At 36.7% G+C, this 18,982-nt stretch carries 14 protein-coding genes; 6 read left to right on the top strand and 8 right to left on the bottom strand.

The annotated features are described in order from the left end of the window. Positions 1-42: 42 nt before the first annotated feature. Together BM179_RS06220 and BM179_RS06215 are read left to right on the top strand one after the other, a co-directional pair. Entirely contained in the window at positions 43-1,293 is a 1,251-nt protein-coding gene (locus BM179_RS06220; RefSeq protein ID WP_092013907.1) for a DUF5690 family protein, read from the top strand. Positions 1,294-1,622: 329 nt separating this feature from the next. Next, positions 1,623-4,241: a T9SS type A sorting domain-containing protein gene (locus BM179_RS06215; RefSeq protein WP_092013905.1), complete on the top strand. Its 2,619-nt coding sequence runs from the start codon at positions 1,623-1,625 to the stop codon at positions 4,239-4,241. A gap of 191 nt (positions 4,242-4,432) precedes the next feature. On the opposite strand, the gene BM179_RS06210 is transcribed toward BM179_RS06215, so the two are convergent. The 7 genes from BM179_RS06210 to atpD all read right to left on the bottom strand — a co-directional run bounded on the left by BM179_RS06210 (position 4,433) and on the right by atpD (position 13,107). Further along, positions 4,433-6,232, bottom strand: coding sequence for an acyl-CoA dehydrogenase FadE (locus BM179_RS06210; RefSeq protein ID WP_092014948.1), 1,800 nt, complete (start codon positions 6,230-6,232; stop codon positions 4,433-4,435). Positions 6,233-6,385: 153 nt separating this feature from the next. Continuing rightward, positions 6,386-6,853, bottom strand: a complete 468-nt coding sequence (locus BM179_RS06205) for a MarR family winged helix-turn-helix transcriptional regulator (protein ID WP_092014945.1) — start codon at positions 6,851-6,853, stop codon at positions 6,386-6,388. Between the two features lie 300 nt (positions 6,854-7,153). Further along, positions 7,154-7,693 carry a hypothetical protein gene (locus BM179_RS06200; RefSeq protein ID WP_143095161.1) on the bottom strand — a complete coding sequence of 180 codons (540 nt, stop codon included), beginning with the start codon at positions 7,691-7,693 and terminating at the stop codon, positions 7,154-7,156. A gap of 106 nt (positions 7,694-7,799) precedes the next feature. Next, complete coding sequence (locus BM179_RS06195) at positions 7,800-10,145, bottom strand: hypothetical protein (RefSeq protein WP_092013899.1); 2,346 nt, start codon at positions 10,143-10,145, stop codon at positions 7,800-7,802. Next, positions 10,111-11,124, bottom strand: a complete 1,014-nt coding sequence (locus BM179_RS06190; RefSeq protein ID WP_092013896.1) for a hypothetical protein — start codon at positions 11,122-11,124, stop codon at positions 10,111-10,113. The genes BM179_RS06195 and BM179_RS06190 overlap by 35 nt, the downstream gene beginning before the upstream one ends. Before the next feature lie 140 nt (positions 11,125-11,264). Then, positions 11,265-11,495 carry an ATP synthase F1 subunit epsilon gene (atpC, locus tag BM179_RS06185; protein ID WP_092013893.1) on the bottom strand — a complete coding sequence of 77 codons (231 nt, stop codon included), beginning with the start codon at positions 11,493-11,495 and terminating at the stop codon, positions 11,265-11,267. A gap of 94 nt (positions 11,496-11,589) precedes the next feature. Beyond that, positions 11,590-13,107: a F0F1 ATP synthase subunit beta gene (gene atpD, locus BM179_RS06180; protein WP_092014942.1), complete on the bottom strand. Its 1,518-nt coding sequence runs from the start codon at positions 13,105-13,107 to the stop codon at positions 11,590-11,592. Between the two features lie 637 nt (positions 13,108-13,744). On the opposite strand from atpD, the gene BM179_RS06175 reads away from it, so the two are divergent. The 4 genes from BM179_RS06175 (at position 13,745) to BM179_RS06160 (ending at position 18,164) form a co-directional block, all read left to right on the top strand. Further along, positions 13,745-16,207: a tetratricopeptide repeat protein gene (locus BM179_RS06175; protein ID WP_092013890.1), complete on the top strand. Its 2,463-nt coding sequence runs from the start codon at positions 13,745-13,747 to the stop codon at positions 16,205-16,207. A gap of 86 nt (positions 16,208-16,293) precedes the next feature. After that, on the top strand, positions 16,294-16,671 hold the full coding sequence (locus BM179_RS06170; RefSeq protein WP_092013887.1) for a DUF4260 domain-containing protein: 378 nt from the start codon (positions 16,294-16,296) through the stop codon (positions 16,669-16,671). Positions 16,672-16,729: 58 nt separating this feature from the next. Then, positions 16,730-17,446 carry an ABC transporter ATP-binding protein gene (locus BM179_RS06165; RefSeq protein WP_092013884.1) on the top strand — a complete coding sequence of 239 codons (717 nt, stop codon included), beginning with the start codon at positions 16,730-16,732 and terminating at the stop codon, positions 17,444-17,446. Between the two features lie 499 nt (positions 17,447-17,945). Then, on the top strand, positions 17,946-18,164 hold the full coding sequence (locus tag BM179_RS06160) for an Arm DNA-binding domain-containing protein (protein ID WP_092013880.1): 219 nt from the start codon (positions 17,946-17,948) through the stop codon (positions 18,162-18,164). Positions 18,165-18,495: 331 nt separating this feature from the next. Here the strand turns inward: BM179_RS06160 and BM179_RS06155 are convergent, their stop codons facing one another. Next, positions 18,496-18,948 (bottom strand): hypothetical protein, encoded by a 453-nt coding sequence (locus tag BM179_RS06155; protein ID WP_092013877.1) that lies wholly within the window; start codon positions 18,946-18,948, stop codon positions 18,496-18,498. Positions 18,949-18,982 lie beyond the last annotated feature (34 nt).

Below are 18,982 nucleotides of genomic sequence, written 5' to 3'. Positions count from 1 at the left end.
ATTGATGTTGCCAAAAAATTATTTTCTCCTTAATTTGTATTTATGCTCAAAAACTCGAAAGTCTTACTCTCTGCTTACTGCATTTTCGCAGCTTTTACTACCTATTTCTGTATGTTTGCTTTCCGTAAACCGTTTACCTCTGCAACATTTGAAGGGCTGATACTTTGGGGAATTGATTATAAAATTGTCCTTATCATAGCTCAGGTGCTGGGTTATGGGGTAGCGAAAGGCATCGGGATTAAGGTGATTTCTGAAGTAAAGCCTGAAAACCGGGCGAAGATGATTCTGGCATTCATAGGAATGGCAGAGTTATCCCTTATCTTATTCGCACTCACTCCTGCACCATACAATTTTGTTTTCCTGTTTTTTAATGGACTCCCTCTCGGAATGATCTTCGGATTGGTGCTCGGTTTTCTGGAAGGCCGGCAAATTACTGAAATTCTTGGAGCAGGATTATGCGTCAGTTTCATTGTAGCATCAGGCGCGGTAAAGTCAGTCGGAAAATTACTGTTAGGCTGGGGAATTTCAGAATTCTGGATGCCGGCATTAACGGGTCTGCTTTTTCTTCCCCTGCTTTTCTTTTCTGTCTGGATGTTAAAACAAATTCCTCCTCCTACCAAAGAAGATCAGGCTGAAAGGAGTTTAAGACAACCAATGTCAGCAGCCGACAGGAAAGCCTTCTTTAATAACCATGCCTTAGGTTTGATTGCTCTGATTTCAGTATATGTTCTTGTAACAATTTTAAGAGATATCAGAGACAATTTTGCAGTAGAAATCTGGAAAGAGCTTCATATAACAAATGCGGGTATTTTTACTGTTTCGGAGACATGGGTAGGCCTGGGAATAACTGTTCTTACGGGAATTTTATTTGTATTTAAAGACAATAAACTGGCATTCTGGATCAATCATATCTTTATCGGATTCGGAGTATTGACTATTGCAGGAGTTACTTATCTATTCAATCAGCATATGATCAGTTCTTTTTCCTGGATGATTATAATGGGTTTAGGAATTTTTATGGCTTATGTACCCTATAACTGTATGCTCTTTGAACGGCTCATTGCAGTAACCCGTCAGAAAAGTAACATTGGCTTTCTGTTATCAATTGCAGATTTCAGTGCGTATATTGGTTCTGTTATAGTCCTTTTCTATAAAAATTTCGGAACAGCGACGATTTCATGGCTAAGTTTTATCAAATACTTAGCTTATATAATACCAGGGTTTGCTATCTTATTTTTATTAATCTCATTCGGGTATTTCAGGCAAAAACTTTCAAATACTGAAAAAACATAAAATCAGCTTTTGCAGAAATCAAACCTTAGTAAATGTGGCTTTGCGGCAAAGAAGAAACTGTTTTTCGTATATACACTCTGCCGAATAAAAAATATAATTATTATTGACAAACAGGGATTGGGATAATTCAATACAAACTAAAATAAAGTCAAAAAAAACCATGTTTTCAGCAATAAAAAAAAATTCTTATAAATCTCAGCCGTTTAATAACTATTTTCTTTGGTTTTAAATATATCTTATTAATTTAGCGTCCAAACGTATTTTTTCACCACTCAAATTAAATCCTTATTTAATAATCTTGGCTAAAATTTTATAACCCGTTCTTGCTTATGAATGCCTCATTTACCAAAAGCCTATTGGCTTCCTTACTTCTGCTGACATTATCATGCCCGTCCAAAGCTGATAACTTTTCAGATGATCGTGGGGACGCTAAAATAATTAAAACTGAGAGAACGAATGCTCCCGGTATTACGGGACCATCTTCAGTGTGCAGACAAGCTGTTATCAACTATTCCTTTCCTGTAACATCCGGAGTAACCTATAAGTGGTCATATTCCCCTTCCACAGATGTTCTTATCGCTCCGACTACAGGAAACGATATCACCGTATATTTTGGTGCAGGTGCTGCTGATGGCACACTTACTGTACAAAACGCAGCGGATAACAGTATTGTGGGAACATTAGCCATTTCTATCTTAAGTGCTGTTTCAGAACCTTCCATTTCTTTTGCCGATAATAACTCTGTTACTGCCGGTGGTCCGGGTGTCACCAAGACCCTTATTGCAGGTGGTTGTACAGGAACAGTATTATGGTATGATCAAAATGGAAATCAGGTCTCATCAGGATCTTCATACACAACAAGTGTTATTCCTATTGTAAGAAGTAATTCCGAAATCAAATATAAAGCCGTTTGTCAGGTTGGCGGATGCTCAAGCCTTGCAGCAACTACTACCATTTTTGTTAAGGCAACTCCATATGCACCAAATGTTTCAGTAGTAACTCAAAAAGAAGATTGCGCTACCCCATCAAAACCTTTTAGCTCTCCTTTACTTACTGCGAACGTTTGTACAGATGCCACTTACTGGTATGATTCTCCAACCGGTGGAAATATCCTTCGTGCGGGACCTACCTATACTCAAAAAGTTTATTCTCCCGGAACGTTTGTCTATGCTGCCTGTGCTTTGAATGGTGTAGAAAGTGATACAAGAACCGCTAAAGAACTTCCTTTCGCAGCTCAGCCTGCTATTCCTGATATTTTTACAGCCGGAATGAGTGCAGATGCCAAAAAACATCTTTGTGACGGAGAAACGACTCTGCTTCAGTCAAGTGTTACGAACAGCGACTATGATTATTTATGGAGAAATGATGATATAGTTTTTAATACAGACGGTCCATCGGTAACAATTTCAAAAGCAGGAGGATATACATTAGGTATTAAAAGAAAAGATGGCCAGTGTTTCACGGTTTATTCTCCGACAACTATCAGAATTTCTGTCAGTCAGCCAATTGCAAAACCAATTATTACGGCTAGTCCTTCTGCTACAATCTGTGTTGGGGATAGTGTAACCTTAACTTCAAGCCCGGGCATTAAATATATCTGGAGTGACGGAAGTTCCAACCAGAAAATTACCGGAATCAAAACAAGCGGAACTTATACAGTGAAACTTGCAGATGCAGACGGATGTTTTTCACCTCTTTCTGATCCAATCAATGTGAAAGTAAATGCTGTACCAGACAAACCTGTTATTACAGCTGATGGTAAACTTTCTTTCTGTGACGGCGGAGTAGTAAATTTAACTTCCACTGCCGGAGATCAATATATCTGGAGCAACGGTGAGAAAACACAAACAGTAAAAATCACAAAAGATGGTTCTTATTCTGTAACTGTAAAGAATGCTAACGGGTGCTCTTCAGCTACTTCTGCGGTGATAAAAGTTACTGTTTTCCAATTGCCTTCAGTACCGACAATTACTGCAAATGGACCGACTACTTTCTGTGCTGATAAAAACGTTATTTTAACATCCTCTTCTTTAGCAAATAACGCGCCGACTAAGTACAAATGGAGTACCGGGGATACTACAGCAACATTGACAGTAAAAGTATCTGCCAGAGTCTCTGTAAGATTGACAGACCCGTTAAACTGTACTTCCGGAGCTTCTGATACTATTACAATCAAAGTATTACCTCTGCCTGATGCTCCTGTAATCACAGCTGAAGGATCTTTGATTTTCTGTGCTAAAGATAACAGCGACTATAAAAAAGACAACTTCGTTAAATTGGTTGCCACAAGCCCTTACGAAGTAACATGGAATACTGCTGATGTCGGAAAAGTATTAGATAATGTTAAAACTGCCGGAGATTACTTTGCTACTGCGAAAGAATCAACCTCTGGTCTGGGTTGTATTTCTCCTAAATCAAATATTCTGACAGTTATCATTAAAGCCAATCCAGTTATCACTACTACTTCTAAAATCGAGTCTGACGGCGCTTTCGCATTGAAAGCAACCGGTTTCCCGGATGGCGGCGATTATGAGTGGAGATTTGGAACTGAAATCCTGCCATTTACAGCGGCAAACATTAAAACGAATCGTTACGGTGAATATTCTGCACGCCGTAAAGCTGTGTTCACTGTACCTGCTCCGGTAAATCAATTAGTTTGTTTCTCTGATTTTGTTAAGAAGCAATTTGTTGAAGATCCGGATTCAAAAGGTCTTACAATTTATCCAAACCCAAGTAATGGTCAAATCACAATTGAATCTCTTCAGGACTTCAAAAACGTAGATTTAACTGTCTATGATTTATTTGGAAGAATTGTTTACACAGGTCAAATTAATCTGATTGATGGCAAATTCCTTGTGGATCTAAGAGGATTAGCCGTGGGAAATTACCTGTTCAGATTTAAAGCTGACGGTTTCGACTTAACAAGAAGAATTATTTTAAACAGATAATATTAGCCAACGATTTAATAGAAAAAACACCTCTTTCTTAGAGGTGTTTTTTTATGTCCTTTCTGTCCAATCCTGAAATATGGGTGCACCAATCAATCATCTTTCCGAGGTTTTACTATGCTGGTTTTGACATAAAAAAAGGAGCAATTCGTCGTTGCTCCTTTTGTTGATTTACCCAAAAAACATTATAATTAAAATACATAAGCATTCTTTTCTATAGCAGCCTGAGTAATTCTTCTTCTTGCGTCCTTAAGATTAAATGGCTCAATTTTCGAAAATCTTTTTAATCCCATCAGCATAACTCTTAACTCATCACCTTCTGCAAATGAAGTAATTGCTGATTTTCCGGCATTATTTAATTTCTCAACAGCATTGTGCAGGTAAATCAAAGCAGCATCTTTTTGCAAAGAACAGGCCTCTTCTCCTCTGGTTGTAATCAGTTTCTCCACCCTCAAAATAGTGGATTCTGCCACATAGGTTTCGATAAGCATATCTGCCAGGTTAATAATAATCTCCTGCTCCTGTTCAAATTTCGCCATGAATTTTTGAAGAGATGCTCCGGCAATCATTAGAATTGCCTTCTTCATATTTTTGATAACTTTCTTCTCAGCAATGAAAATACCATCCTCTTCTTCTGTATTGAAATCAGGGATCGACATAATTTCCTTGCCAACAGCCATAGCAGCAGGCATCAGATTCAATTCTCCTTTCATAGCTCTTTTCACAATCGTCCCTACTGAAAGTAATCTGTTAATCTCATTCGTTCCCTCAAAAATTCTATTTATTCTGGCATCTCTGTAAGCACGATCCATCGGCGCTTCCGCAGAAAATCCCATTCCGCCATAAACCTGTACGCCTTCATCCACTACATAATCCAGCACTTCAGAACCATGCACTTTCATAATGGCACATTCTATTGCAAACTGCTCTACGCCTTTTAACTTCGCCTGAGATGCTTCAACACCACTTGCCAGTAAATCTTCAATAGCATCATCAATATTTTGTCCTGCACGATAGCACGCAGATTCAGAAGCATATGTTCTCACAATCATCTCTGCCAGTTTATGCTTAATTGCTCCAAAATTATTGATTGAAACCCCGAACTGCTTTCTTTCATTGGCATAATTTACGGTTTGTGAAATAACACCTTTACTGGCACCTACTACTGCTGAAGCCAGTTTAATCCGACCAATATTAAGAATATTTACAGCTATTTTAAATCCGCCTTCTCTGGTAAACAATAGATTTTCAACAGGAACCTTACAATCATTAAAGAAAATCTGACGTGTTGACGAGCCCTTAATCCCCATCTTACGCTCTTCTTCATTCATGGTGATGCCACCAAAATCTTTTTCTACAATAAAGGCCGTCAGGTTTTTATCATTTTCAATTTTAGCAAAAACGATATAAATATCGGCAAAACCGCCATTGGTTATCCACATTTTCTGCCCATTGATGATATAATGTTTACCATCAGCGGTTAACTCAGCTTTTGTTTTTCCGGAATTTGCATCAGATCCGGAATCCGGTTCAGTCAAACAATAAGCCGCTTTCCATTCTCCTGTAGCAAGTTTTGGAAGGTACTTTGATTTCTGTGCATCATTACCATAATACAAAATCGGAAGTGTACCAATACCAGTATGAGCAGATAATGCCACCGAAAAAGAGTGACCTTGTCCACATGCCTCTGCAACCAACATTGAAGTATTAAAATTCATACCAAATCCGCCATACTCTTCCGGAATAGAAGTTCCTAAAAGACCTAACTCACCAGCCTTGTCCATTAAAGAAACCATTAATGACGTATCTTTTGCATAATCTATCTCATCTAAACGTGGATGAACCTCAGTTCTAACGAAGTCCAAACATGTCTGAGCAATCATTTTCTGCTCTTCAGAAAACTCTTCCGGAATGAAGATTTGAGAAGCATCAATATCCTTAATTAAGAATTCTCCTCCTTTGATTGAAGCTTTGTTGTCAGTAAGTATCATTGTTGAATTATGATTTGAGATGATAAGTTTTGCTGAAAGCAATTGTATATTATTCTGCTTGCATACCAATTTTACGTAAATATAAGAAATAAAAAAAATGTTATGCAAGCATAACATTAAAAATAATTTTAATCTGATATTTTATAACAAAAACTATTCAGTAATCATATCACTGATGCTATCTGCCTTATAATTAGCAGATTCAGTCTCAACGATCTTACTTACTTCTTTCATCACTTCGAAAAATATATTGAGTTTTTCCTCTCCTACTTTTTCATAAACCAGGTTATTAAAGACAATAACACCCTTCTTTGCCTGATCTCTTTTAAGTTTTCCTTCTTCTGTCAGAAAAACATTAACGATACGTTTATCATTATCGTCGGTTTCTCTTCTAATCCAGTTTTTCTCTTCAAGTGTTTTTAGCATTCTTGTCAGGCTTCTCGGTTCCAGGCCTAACGCCGGGGCAATTTTAGTAGCAGGTGTTCCATTTTTATCAATATTTAATAACACATAACCAATGGCCATAGTCATGTCAAATTGTGCGGCAAACGAATTATACATTCTGCTGATTGCATGCCACCCTGATTTAATGTGATAATCAACTGTTTTGTCTGCTTTCATATTGGAAATTTTATTGGTAATTCTGGTGGTTAACAACCCGTCAACTTTTACTAAGATGTTTTGTTGTCCAAAATTAAGTAAATGTTATGCTTTGCATAATGGGTAAAGTTGTTGAATAAAAAAAAATTATGCAAGCATACCTATTTAAAGTTTCAAACATTTTCCTCAAAAATGAAAATAAACTGGTTTTTCTTCGGAAAATCAGTGTTGAAGTGAATTTTTTTTTGAGAAAAATGGATTACGTCCATAAAAAAACACCACAACGGGAATAGTTGTGGTGTTTTTTTACAAAAGGTTATCTTATTTCACCTTATTTCCTTTCATTTTATGTGTTTTGATCTTCAAGCCGTTCAATGTTGATTTCATGACCATTAACCGAACTCTCGGTTTCTTATAAATTACTAAATATCTGTTGCCATCATATTCTAATCTGGAAAACAAAGCACTTCCTTTTTCATCAACCAATTGATAGAAATATTCTCCTTTCTCTCCTGCGACAGGTGCAAAGTGAAGAGCTTTTTCTTCTCCGGAACCAGATTCAAACCCTACAAGTAGTTGTCCTTTTGATTCTTTTACTAAAAGTCCGGGCGTTTCTTTTTCGAGAGATATCCTGTTTATATAACGTCCGTTCTTAAAAAACACCTTTCCTGATTTCACATTGGCATCTGAAGATGCAACCTCTCTTTCCAAAAACAGAGGATTATCATTATATAATTGAATCTTACTTAATTGAAGTTCATTTTCTTCAAAAAGGTACATTAAATTCCCAGTTAGATAGGTCTTTTTAGAACAACTCCCCAGTAATACTAAAAGACTGAGTAACATTAGATTTTTTTTCATGTATAGCAATATTAGCATGAGACGTTTCGCGTAAAAATAATAAAACATTCTCTACACCCAACATTATTCCATTTAAATATCATTACAAATTTGATCAGGATCGACCTTATTTACCTGCTACAAAGTCATGATAAAGTCCACATTCCCTTAAAATTTCCTGTTGAAATCTGGTATTTTGATAACGGGTTTTTAAGATTCCGAAGTAATGACGGTATTTCTGTTTCTCCTCCTGACTCATTCTTTTCTCAAATAAACCATATTCCTCTTTCGGGTCAGGGTCTTTTGTATTCCGGTAAACGAAGAAGGCTGTCGCCTCACATTTTGAAGCGCCAAAGCAAGCTTTCGCTGATAGCTCCGGATCAGTTGATTTTATAGCCTCATCAAAATATTGTCTTGATTTTTCAGCCATATAATATTCTGTTGAATAATTACGATGCATATAACTTGATACTTCGGCACCACTCCAGCCTCTTTTTACTAATAACCACGAATTACCTGAATAGGTTATATTAAAAGTTCCACATCCAAGCAGATAAGCACTTTCTTTATCATTCGGATTTTGCCTGAAACGCTTTTCTAAATCAGCCATTTTTTTAGCAAAGGTATAAGGGGTATAAGTATTTGGAGTTTCTGAATTATCCGCTGCTATATAAAACGGATCTTCATTGAAAAAGGTCTTCCAGGGTTCTTCCTTCCATTTTTTGGAATTTACTTTACCAAAAGCCTCTTCTGCTAATGCAAAGGAGTGTTCTGATAATGCTCTTCTTCCAAGCAGAGTATATAAATCATCTTTACTAAATCCAGACAACTTAATCAGTCTTTTATCAAAATCCGTCGGATTGGGTTTTGAGAAGTATGTAATAACATTATTGATTGTCGCAGATGAGGTTGTATCTTCTATTTCAAACTGGTCTGTCTGAGACTGAAACCCTGTTGTATTAACCTGATAGGTGGTGAGCATCAACATGAGGTATGATTTTGCCTTGTATTCAGCAATAGCTCCTGCACTTACTGAAGTTGTTTTGGTACAAGATGACAACCACCCTCCTTTTGATGACCCGACTGTATGATTTCTGTATTCAGATGATAAAACTTTACAGGCCTCAACCAGAGTATTTGATATTCTGAAATTATCGGTTTTAAGAAATTTCTCCAGATATGGGATAATTCTTTGCTCAGTTTCAGCAGAAATCTCCTTTCCTGAATAAACAGCCAATAGTAATTCCTGTAAATCAATCTGGGTTTTCAAACTCTTATTTTGAGTCGGAATCTGCTTTGCTTTTGACAAATATTCCGAAGATTTATCAAAATCTCTTGCTACCATTTCCATATAAGATGCCGCTGTAAACCAAAATCCTGTATTGGGCAAGCTTTTATTTTCGGCACATTCCAATGCATAATCCCTCAATTTTGAGAAATAGCTGTTGGGGTCTTTAATCTTTTTAGGAATATTAACAGTATCTGTAATCTCTCCTTCATAATAGCTCTGAGGGAAAAAATAAAACTCATTCTTATTGATTTCCCTTGCCATCACTAGCTCTATTAAGGGATTTCCGGGGTCAAGTTCTACCATCTTCTTTAGCAAGTCTAACCCATCCTGACCATTTCTTATGGCAGCAAAAGCATAAAGCGCCGCTTTTTCATGATTGTCTTTACATAAATTCACAGCTGATTCCTGAAAACCAATATTATGTATCCTCACACTTAACTCAGCCTCATTTCTTCTGGTCGGACATTTGTCAAAAACCATTGCAAAATCATAATATGCTTTTGCTGTATCTCCTAAAGCAAGTTCTGCTCCGGCTTTTCGGGCCTGTGCCCAATCAGAGATAAATGATTTCTTTTTTAGAGGAGCGATCTGTTTCTCATACAAAGAGATCGTCTCTCTGTTCAGATTGAGCATTTTAGCCAGCTTTACACATTGGAAAGCATATCTTTCCTTAAGAAAATCATCCTGAAGACCTGGAGAAATATTCCTGATCTCTTCGAAAATCTTCTTAAGTATTACGCTATCTTTTTTACTTTCTTCAAAATAATCACCGACCTGATAAGCCATGTCTGCTTTTTTAGCCATTAAGAGATAATCTGCGGCTTGCTGCTTTCCGTTATTTCTTAAAAAAGTAATAAGTTTTTCACTGTTTCCATAAACAGAAGCAGCAATATCGTTATCAGAAAGTCTGGCATTGCAATAGTCCGACCATGACTTGACATTGGTTGCATGTACAATATCAGAGGTATCAGATGAAGATTCTCCTTCATTTTCATTATAAAACTGCTGACTGGTAAAATGATATTTTTGATCGTGCAAAGAGGCATTTGTACTTTCCGGCATAAAATAACTTACAAATTCATCATAATCTGCCAGACCTGGTCCGCAAGCCAGGATTGTAAAAACGATAAATGCTTTAGCTGATTTTTTAGAAAGACTGAAATAATTTCTGAATGGATTCATGATGGTAGAAGGAAAGACTTTGGTCGTCGAGATGGTATAACGCAAATGTAAGTTTTTCGTTCGATATTTTTTTACTAAGTAAATGTGAACCTTTTAAAAGGTCATCAATTGAGCAATATTCCGGTCTGAAAATGTCTCCTTTTCGGATTGATTTTCCAAATGCAAATGTGTCTTTTACTACTTCAAATTTATCAGAATCCGGCAATGGCTTCAAACAGGTACTGTGAGCAAGTTCCTCCTGGTCCAGATTATTCACAAATCCTAAAAATTTATCATTCCTATAAATTATTGCCCATCTGAAAACGGGGAATACCACATCCAAAGGAAGCGGATATTTGTCCAGATCTTCTGTGTAATTAGCGAGTATTTTCAGGTCAAAAATAGAGTTTTGCACACTTGATTTCTGCCAATCTGCCATATTATAGCACATTAACATTCCTTTTTTTACAGGAGGTACTCCTGTTTTGCTGAAGTACTTTATCTGATGAAGCCGGATTGTTGCAGATAAGTAAGAATGCTTTTCCGACAATTTTTTCAATAAGTGAAAGTATTTGACCTTTGTTGACAAAGTCCAGTCGCAATCAATCTGGATTTCATGAAATGCTCCCGGAGCAAGAGATTTTATTTTTTGGTGAATAGCTTCCGACAACTTTTCTATTTCACGGTACTCAATATGTTGAAGTGTTCTGTTTGTAATAAAAATTACCGGAATGATATGAAGAGAATCAAGTCGATTTTCCTGAAATCTGACAATAGCTTTAGGAATCGGTTTCTTTTCTATAAAACTCCAGTCTACATCAAAAAACTTCACATAGAGCTCCCTGACCTTGTTTTTTTGTAAAATTGAATATTCATTAGGGGAAAAACGGACAGTCGATTTCCAATAATAGAAGCCTCTGTTTACTTCTTTTACCTTTGTGGGGTTATTACAGGAAAAAAGAACTATCTGGATAGTTAGCAGAAGACTAAAGTATTTCATAACCGAAGTAAAGTTCAGGAAGTCGGAAAAGAAGGGTTAATGTCAGTTTACAGGTTTCTACTAATATTTTCCAAAGGTTATAAAAAAAGCACAAGCTCCAAAACCAGAACTTGTGCTTTTAATTTCAAACCACAAAATTTTTACAAAACGGCTTCGGCCAAAACCAACACCTTATTTTGTAATACTTCCACCACACCACCATCAATGGTGAAGGTCTGTTTATCCGCTATGACATCACCTTTAGTCAAAGTGCTGACGATAGGGGCATGGTCTTTTAAAATTTGGAATGATCCGTTCGTACCCGGAAGTGTTACGATATCAGCCTCACCTGAAAAGACTTTTTTATCTGGGGTAATTATTTCTACATGCATGCTCTTATGACGAGTTATGAATTATGAGTCGTGAATTAAGAGTTACAAGTGGTACTTCTGTTTCCTCCCGTAACTCTTAATTTAAAATCATAACTTATTTTGAAGCTTCGGCTAATAATTTTTCACCTTTTACAACTGCATCTTCAATTGTACCCACAAGGTTAAATGCGGCTTCAGGTAAATGGTCATATTTTCCTTCAATGATTTCGTTGAAACCTCTGATGGTATCATTAATATCTACCAAAGCACCTTTCAGACCTGTAAACTGTTCAGCAACAAAGAAAGGTTGAGATAAGAAACGCTGAACACGTCTTGCACGTGATACAACCAATTTATCTTCTTCTGAAAGTTCATCCAAACCTAAGATAGCAATGATATCCTGCAATTCCTTATAACGTTGAAGGATTTCCTTCACGCGTTGAGAGGTATTATAGTGTACTTCTCCTAAAACTTCAGCAGAAAGAATACGTGAAGTAGAATCTAGAGGATCCACAGCTGGATAGATACCTAATTCAGCAATTTTACGGGAAAGTACTGTAGTAGCATCCAAGTGAGTAAATGTAGTTGCAGGAGCAGGGTCAGTTAAGTCATCGGCAGGTACGTAAACCGCTTGTACCGAAGTAATTGAACCTCTTTTTGTTGAAGTAATACGCTCTTGCATAGCACCCATTTCAGTAGCAAGAGTTGGTTGGTAACCTACCGCCGAAGGCATACGGCCTAAAAGAGCAGATACCTCAGAACCAGCCTGCGTGAAACGGAAGATATTATCAATAAAGAAAAGGATATCACGTCCTTGTCCTTCACCATCTCCATCACGGAAATATTCAGCAACAGTTAAACCTGACAAAGCTACACGAGCACGGGCTCCCGGAGGTTCGTTCATTTGACCGAACACTAGAGTAGCCTGAGATTTTGCCAGTTCAGCTTCATCTACTTTATCCAAATCCCATTGTCCTTCTTCCATAGCGTGCTTGAAGTCTTCGCCATATCTGATTACGCCTGATTCGATCATCTCACGTAATAAGTCATTTCCTTCACGTGTACGCTCACCTACACCGGCAAATACTGAAAGACCTTCATATGCCTTTGCGATGTTGTTGATAAGTTCCATAATCAATACAGTCTTACCTACACCAGCACCACCAAAAAGACCAATTTTACCACCTTTTACATAAGGAGCTAACAAGTCAATAACCTTGATACCTGTGAAAAGAACCTCTGTTGAAGTAGCCAACTCATCGAACTTAGGAGCAAGACGGTGAATAGGAAGGGCTTTATCTGACTTTGGTTGTGCAATTCCGTCAATCGCTTCTCCAACTACGTTGAAAAGACGACCTTTAATACCATCACCAGATGGCATTGACATTGGTTGCCCCAGGTCAATAACTTCCTGACCTCTTTGTAAACCTTCAGTACCTTCCATTGCGATGGTACGAACACGGTCTTCTCCAAGGTGTTGCTGTACTTCAAGAACGAGTTTCTGACCGTTTGATTTTGTTACGGTAAGGGCATTAAGAATTGCGGGGAGGAAAGCACCTTCGCCTTCAAAGCTCACATCCACAACGGGACCGATTACTTGCGTAACTTTTCCCTTATTTACTGCGTTTGCCATTTTGTATTGTGATTTTGTTGTCTGATTGTCAAGCATTTGGGCGAAAAGACAATTCGCCTCATGGTTTCGGACTGCAAAATTAGTTTGTAAAATTCAGATAACCAATACTTGTTTTTGGATTTTAGCAATATTTTTGCCTAATATTATGATGTTTTGTTGTATTTGAGGAAGGAATTTGCCGTTTTGGGGTCTTTTTCATGAAAACAGTAAAAATTTATACAAACTAATTTTCATTCTTCCCTCCTTTCAGGCTTATATCTTTAGTAATTCACTGATTCTATGCAAAATAAGTTTGAGGCACTATAAAAGCACTATTTAACCTGCTTAAACCTCATTTTACATAAAATAATTATGTTAAAGGGAAGCGTTCCGGAGAAGGATCTATCTCTTTTCAATCCGGTGATTAAGAAAACCATTAAAAACAATTATCAATTGTTAGTCATATTACAAATGATAGCCATTAATTTGCTTAATTTATTCTTATCAAAATATTCATAAATGCTTTTTTTTCACCAAATCAGCTCAGTACATTTTCTTATTTAATCTGATTAATCATATCCTGTTTCAATTTTAATATTTCATTTATCAAAACAATAAAACCTGCCTAACTTTGTTTTGAAAGAAATACTACCAAATTATGCATGCTCTTATCTTTTGGAAAAACTGGCCAAATTCGAATAAATTCCTTTATCTTTTTTTCCTTTGCCTCCTGGCATTCAGTCTGATTCTTCTGTTTTTTCAATGGTTTTCAGGATTAGAGAATGTCATCCATTGGGATATACTAAGTGAGTTGGGCGAATTACCCGTCACACTTGATACTTTTAAAACACCGAACGAAACACTAAGTATCCCAGCCAAGGCTTTTATTGTAACAGAGCAATTTGTAGCCTCACCTATGCACATCAACAAGCCGGCTTCTTACTTTTATGCCGTTTTATTGATTCTTTCTTTCCTGCTAATTCTATCAGCCCTCACTGATTTACCAAAATTTTGGTACACTATCGGAATGGCAGGAATCATTTTCTGGTTAAGCAGTCTGAATCTCGATTTATATTTTGGGCATTCAGGAAGATATGTTACCATCTTCCTTATCATTGTTTTTGGTGGCATCAGTTATTTCTTTCATGCCTTCAAAAGCAATATCCATATTCTTAACAGGTTTCTGACATTTGGAGGGATTACTGTTTTACTGGCCCTTGTTTATTTCCTGATTGGTAAAAAGATTTCAGGAGCCGGTAATCCGGAGCCACTGTTATTTCTGATTAGTTATGCATTCCCGGGTGCTTTGCTGATAAGCATCGTCTTCGCTTTTATAGTATCTTATGAAATTGTCAGAGGATTTCTTTTTATCTCAACTTCTTCCGGAAGCCAGCAGCCTTTAACAAACTTTTTCATCGGAAGTCTTTTTTATTTAGCCAATATTCTTCTGGTTTTCCTTCATAACAATAAAACTATTTATTGGGACATTATTTATTTTAATCCCTTTCTTTTACTGGCAATCTCTACACTTCTTGGCATTTGGGGCTTAAAACACAGAAAGCTCCTTTATGAAAAAATCTTCCGTTTCGATTCCGTCGGTGCATTTTTATATCTTGGTTTGGCTATTATTACAATCAGCACCACAGGATTTGCTTTCGCCACAGCCAATGAACCGATCATTGAAACCCTGGAAGATGGAATCACTTACAGTCATCTGGTAATGGGGATTTTATTCATTTTCTATGTTCTGGCCAATTTCCATGCTCTCTTTGCTCAAAAGCTTGATGTCTCAAAAGTTGTTTTCAAGCCTCTGAGTATTCCACTGACAGCTTTCCGGATCGGAGCTTTAATTACCATTGTTGCTTTATTATCAATGCGTAATTTCTTTCCCCTGAATCAGGCATTTTCCGGTTATTACAATCAGCTCGGTGATCTTTACACAGCTCAAAAAGATTTGAAATTTGCCGAAATAGAATACAAATCTGCTGCTGCATTTGACGGATGGAACCACAAAACTAATTATGCATTGGCTTCATTGGCCTTAAATCAGGGTGATAATGAAACTGCCGCTTTATATTTCAAAAAAGCCTTAACCAGAGACCCTTCTCCATTTGCGTTCGAAGGACTAAGTCGCTCTTTTTATGATGAAGACCATTTTTTTGAAGCGATGTTTACCTTGAAGGAAGGTTTACAAAAATTCCCTGAGAATGGAGAACTGCAAAACAATCTGGCCTATTTATATGCTAAATCAAACCTGGTCGACTCAGCTGTTATTTATTACAATCTGGCTGAAAAAAATGCCGGACTTTCAAATGTTGTGAAAAGCAATATTATTGCTTTTTGGGCAAAAAATGGCAAAAGGGACACTCAAAAAGAAATCGGAGCAAATGCTGAAAGAAACGACTATCCTTCTTTTCAGGGGAATTTATGGGCTTTAAGCCTGGTTTCTGAACAGGAGAATAAAGACCATCTTGAATTCTTTAAAACTTCTGATAAACAGGACCAAGGATTATCCGTTTCAGATTTTTCCTGGCTATACAACCAGACAATCGCACAGAAAAGCACGGGAGAGAATTTACCACTTCAAAAAATAGCAGAAAAAGAAGATAATGAATCTGTAGCTGAAGACCTTCTCTTTGCAGAAACTATTCAGGAATATTATAAGGGAAATAAAATTATTGCTTTTCAGAAACTATCTGCCAGAGCGACTGGCGATACAACTTCAAAAAAGAACCGGTATTTTCAAATTTTGCTGAATACCCTGGTGAAAAAAGAAAGCCGGGACACTAACATTTCTTCCGAAGGAAAAACAATTGAACAGTTAATTCAACAAAATCCACTTAATACAGGAATCGTTAAAAAAGCCATTGATTTTTATAACAATCAAAAGAAATCCAATGATGCGTACAATATTGCTTTAAATGCCATTAGCTGGCGGAAAAACTCTCCTGAACTCTATAAACTATACATTTTACAAAGCCTGGAAATCGGGATGAAGGACTATGCGCATGATGGTCTGGAAAAACTTCAGAAACTATCTGCAACCGATTATCAGCATTTTTTACCAACCTATCAAGCTAAGTTGTCATCTATCGAAAAACAAAGTGCTGGATTTCAATAATTTTATAAGTTTGATTGTAGTTTATGGATTATTCTGTTTCATAGCTTTTACTGAACCAATTTACCGGAGATTTACAATTATCATTTATGAAATCTATTCTGCAATTAGAAGAAACTGCGCAGTTTGCTTTAGGTATCTTTATATTCAGTCAGCTGAATTTCTCCTGGTGGTATTTCCCGGTGTTCTTACTCGTTCCGGACTTAAGTATGTCAGGATATCTTCTGAATCCGAAACTGGGAGCCTGGGCTTATAATTTTTTCCATCACAAAGGACTTGGTATTTTGATTGGGATACTTGGCTATCTTTTGAAAAATGAAGCCCTCATCTTGGCCGGAGTCATTCTTTTCAGTCATTCTGCCTTTGACAGAATAATGGGCTATGGCTTAAAATTTGAAGACAGCTTTACTCATACACATTTAGGCATGATCGGGAAAGATAAACAGAAGAGCCTTTCTGCCAATTAATTCAGGAATATCCATTATTTTAAGATACCAATCCCTATTCACATATATAATTTTGAACATGAAAATCATCGAAACGACCAATATCTCTAAACGTTATATAATGGGGGAAGAAATTATTGAAGCCCTGAAGTCAGTAACTATTTCTGTTAATAAAGGAGAATACGTAGCATTTATGGGTCCTTCCGGTTCCGGTAAATCTACTTTGATGAACATTGTTGGCTGTCTGGATACGCCAACTTCCGGAAGATATGTACTAAATGATCATGATGTAAGTGAAATGACGGAAAACGAGCTTGCAACAGTGAGAAATAAAGAAATCGGTTTTGTTTTTCAAACCTTTAACTTATTGCCCAGACAATCATCATTAGACAATGTTGCTCTTCCGTTAATCTATGCAGGCTATTCTAAATCTGACCGGATTGAAAAGGCAATGCTCGCTTTGAAAGGTGTTGGCCTGGATAACAGGGCAGGTCACAAGCCTAATGAGCTATCAGGAGGTCAGCGCCAGAGGGTTGCTATAGCAAGAGCACTGGTAAATGACCCTTCTATTCTATTAGCCGATGAACCAACCGGAAATCTTGATACCAAAACTTCCTACGAAATTATGGATCTTTTTGATCAGCTTCATTCTAAGGGGAATACCATTGTAATGGTTACTCATGAAGATGATATTGCTCAATATGCACACAGAATTGTGCGATTAAGAGATGGTCTGGTAGAAAGTGACCATAGAAATGAGCACGTAAGAAAGGTGGGTGATCTATTACATAAGTAATTTTCAGAAAAACAGATTAAATGAAAACGCTCAAGACTTTAAAGTTTTGAGCGTTTTTGATTTTATGGCTTTCCAAATAACATTTTTTACTCCGTTCTTTCCTACCTCACTTTATCAGTGAACTGCCATTTCAGGAAAATATTAATGGAAATCAAAGAGTGGTGCCAAATATTTTAAAATGGCTATGGTGGTTAGCATACTAAATGAACCGGATTGAATGGCTCAATCGAAAAAATGATGCTCTGCAATGCAAAAAAAAGCCACTTAAAAAGTGGCTTTCTGAGTAGCGGGAGCCAGACTCGAACTGACGACCTTTGGGTTATGAGCCCAAAGGAATATGGTTCAATATGGCACGCTATGATATAATATGTATTGACTATCAAATAGTTATAAAAATAAGAAATCATATCAATTCATAAAAAATCAGCAATTGTTGTACCAAATTTTTCATATATTTAGGTGTTGTTCAGATGATTCATGAAAAAATAAAACCAAATATATGGCATCTTCAGTCAAGGCGATTCTTCGCAAAAAGCAAAATCAGGATGGCACCTACCCAATTGCGATACGTGTTACCATTGAACGGAAAACAACCTATATTTATATAGGGTACAATGTGCATGAAAACGAATGGGACACCAAGACACAGTGCGTTAAGAAGAAGTACCCTAATTCTGAGAGGCTGAATAATTTAATTATACCTTCTATAAATTATTGAATAAATTTCCCCGCTTTTCACAATATTGTCCGTATTTATCGGGATTTGTTTTTTAGATTTTGGAAATTCTGCAATTTCCACGTCCAATGGAAGCCGACATGATTGCAATCTGTAAAGTTGCAAATGGTTGGAAAGGAAAACTCGTAGCTATGATTAAACACGCTACCTATACTTAATTACGGCTTCATATTCTCAAAGATATGAATCGCTTAATTGTTCCCGCGACATTTTATGCGCAAAAAGGCTATCAAACTTAGAGAATTACCTTCTTTGATTGGAGCAACAAAAAAGGGCATTTTATAAAACATGCCCTTTTATCTATCCATTTAACCTATGGTGAATCAGCCAGGTTAACTGAAATATCTAAATTCCCTTCCGTTGCCTTAAGGTGCTTAAAATGTAAAAAAGTCTTATCGTGAAACCAATCAAATGTCCTTTTAAAGTCAACCTCCCCCCTTTCCAGAGGAATCCTAAGCGTATCGCCGCCGTATATTTCATAGGTAGAAGAGCCTTTACGGAGAATTTTAAGAGGCTTTGTGGTTAATTGCAGTTCGCAATTTTCATTAATCTTACCCTTAACTCTAACAGCCGCAAAAACTATCGACCTAGAATTTACCCTTAAGCCAATTGCTGTATCTTTCTCTATATCTGTAATAGATAGAGAAGTTATATTATAATGTTCCTTCTCATACTGATATGTAAAAAACTTGTATGCCAATAAAGAGCCTGCGATTACAATCAATAATCCGATAAATATTCCTCTTAAAATGTATTTCACTTTCATTTTGTACGTTTAAATTTAGAATTTATAAGACCCT

Origin of the sequence: Pseudarcicella hirudinis (assembly GCF_900115665.1) — a bacterium.
GTDB lineage: Bacteria > Bacteroidota > Bacteroidia > Cytophagales > Spirosomataceae > Pseudarcicella > Pseudarcicella hirudinis.
This window is presented reverse-complemented; position numbering and strand designations above follow the sequence as displayed.